The organism is Arthrobacter sp. Hiyo1 (assembly GCF_001263615.2).
In the GTDB taxonomy this organism is placed as follows: Bacteria; Actinomycetota; Actinomycetes; order Actinomycetales; family Micrococcaceae; genus Arthrobacter.
Map to the genome: position 1 here is coordinate 129654 of NZ_DF952473.1, position 2400 is coordinate 132053.

Genomic DNA, 2400 nt, shown 5'->3' on the forward strand with positions numbered 1-2400 from the left:
GCCAGCCCTTCCAGAAGCGAGGCCGCCCCGGGGCCGGAGTTGGCTGGGCCGAACCTCCATCGCTCGCAAGCGCGGCATCAAAGCACTGACGTCCAAGCGGTGGCCGAACCTGGTCAAATAGCGCCGGACTGCGGAAAAGGCCGGTTCCGCACTCTTCAGAGAGTGCGGAACCGGCCTTGTCTGTTAAGCCTACTTTGAGACCGGGGTCTTCTTCCGGGTCAGCGCGGCCCACCGGGAGGCGAGCCCCCACTTGGTGACGTTGATCATGGCCTCAACAACTATATTGCCGCTCATCTTGGAGGCACCAAGCTCGCGCTCAACAAATGTGATGGGGCATTCGACGATCTTCAGGCCGAGCTTGGCGACCCGCCACGCCAGATCCACCTGGAAACCGTAGCCAACCGATTCGACCTGGTCCAGCTTGAGCGCCTCTAGCGTGCTGCGCCGGAACGCGCGGTAGCCGCCGGTGATGTCCTTGATCTTCAAGCCAAGCATGAGCCGGGCGTAGGTGCTCCCCGTGCGTGAAATCGCTTGACGGTAGAACGGCCAGTTCACCGTGCCGCCACCGGGAACCCAGCGTGAGCCCATCGCAAGGTCGGCGCCGTCGTTGATCGCGTCAAGCAGCAACGGCAGCTGCTCGGGCTGGTGCGAACCATCGGCGTCCATCTCGACAAGGACGTCGTAGCCGGCGGCCATGCCCCATTTGAATCCGGCGATATACGCGGCTCCGAGGCCTTCCTTGCCCTTGCGGTGCAGGACATGGACCTGGCCGTCCTCGGCGGCGATGCTGTCGGCTAGCTGTCCCGTGCCGTCAGGGCTGTTGTCGTCGACAACCAGGACGTCTGAGGCGGGCACAGCCGCGCGCAGCCGTCCGAGGGTCTTGGGTAGCGATTCCAGCTCGTTGTACGTGGGGATGATCGTCAGGACACGCAAGAAGAGGCCTTTCCTTGATGGAGCGGTCAGTGGGCCGGAGCAGCAGCGTGGCTGGCATTCAGGCGCAACTCTCCATTATAGAACGACAACTTGACGTACCTGGGGACACCTGTGGCGTCCGCCACATGGGTCTCACTTGGCCGCGGGCAGGCCCACTAGCGCAGGTCCAGTGCCGGCACGCGTGTTGAACTCGAGGCCGAACCGTTTTCTGCGGCGCAGTGGACCTGCCCACTACGAGTGCCACGGTCTTGGAAAACGGGTCCGTTGACTGTTTTTGGCAGCGGACCCCACCGCGGCCAGACAACCAGGTATTTCCTGTGGAAGCCTGTTGACCCTAAATGCTACGGACTTCACAAATCCTGTCAAGCGCCGCCTGAGCTGGGGCTTTATCTATACATGCAGGTCAGGGGCCCCAGGACCGGCAAAGCTATCTGCAACTATGACCGCAAAATTTCGCTCGCGAAGATCTCCTGGCCTTCGCGTACGGTCTGCAGGCAAGCGGGATCGCTACCGCTGTCCAGCGCGGGGAGGAGGGGCGTCCGTGCACGTGGATCGGTAGACCAGGACTGGACGCGGTCGTCGGCCACCTGCACCATCAGCTCTTCGACTTCCCACACCGCAAAACTCGCAGGTGCCCCGGGAACCAACTGTCCCATCAGCGGATTGCGCTCTTTGCCGGCCCGCCAACCGGCCCGGGTGTGTCCGAGGAACGCTGCCCGCGCCGAAATGCGCTGATCCGGATTGCTGTGTTCCAAGCATGCCCTGACGCTGGACCATGGGCGCAACGGGGTGACCGGGCTATCGCTTCCGAAGCACACCGGCACGCCAGTGGAGTAATACGAAGCGAAGGGGTTCATGGCCACGCTTCGCGCCCCCAGGCGCTGCTCGTACAGTTTTCCCGCCCCGCCCCAGGTGGCATCGAAGGCGGGCTGTGCGCTCACTGTGATCGAATATTTCGCAAGCCGGGCGAGATCGCCGGCATCGGCCATTTCCACATGCTCAAGACGGTGCGCGGCGGCACGGACCCGCTGCTCCCCCACCTCCGATGCGGCAACGTCAAAAGCGTCCAGCGCCGTCTTCAGTCCTGCGTCGCCAATGACGTGGAAGCCTGCCTGGATACCGAGCGCTGAACAGGCCGCAATGTGGCCGGCGGCTTCGTCGACGGAGACGTAGAGGCTTCCACGGTGGCCTGGAGCGTCGGCGTAGTCTGCGCTGAGGGCAGCCGTTCTCGAACCGATGGAACCGTCGATGTTCAAGTCCCCCGCCAGGCCAAGGACGGGCACGCCCAAGCCTTCCAGGATGGCAGAGGCGTGCTCGGCCGATGTGGCGAGTTCGCCCCAATAGGGAAGGATCCCGGGCACGCCCGCGCTGCCCTCCTTCCACGACGCAGAGTTCCACGACGCAGACATCCGAAGGTCGTCGACGCTGCAAATGTGCGGGGCCGCCATCTCGGCCAAGGCGACATAG

General features: G+C 63.9%; 2 protein-coding genes. Both read right to left on the bottom strand.

The window, feature by feature from the left end; genetic code table 11:
* Nucleotides 1-189: 189 nt before the first annotated feature.
* The gene (locus tag AHiyo1_RS16100; RefSeq protein WP_059389224.1) at nt 190-933 is read right to left on the bottom strand and encodes a polyprenol monophosphomannose synthase; all 744 of its coding nucleotides are present in this window, start codon (nt 931-933) and stop codon (nt 190-192) included.
* Nucleotides 934-1370: 437 nt separating this feature from the next.
* On the bottom strand, nt 1371-2400 hold a 1030-nt coding region (locus AHiyo1_RS16105; protein WP_148667626.1), incomplete at its 5' end, for an amidohydrolase family protein.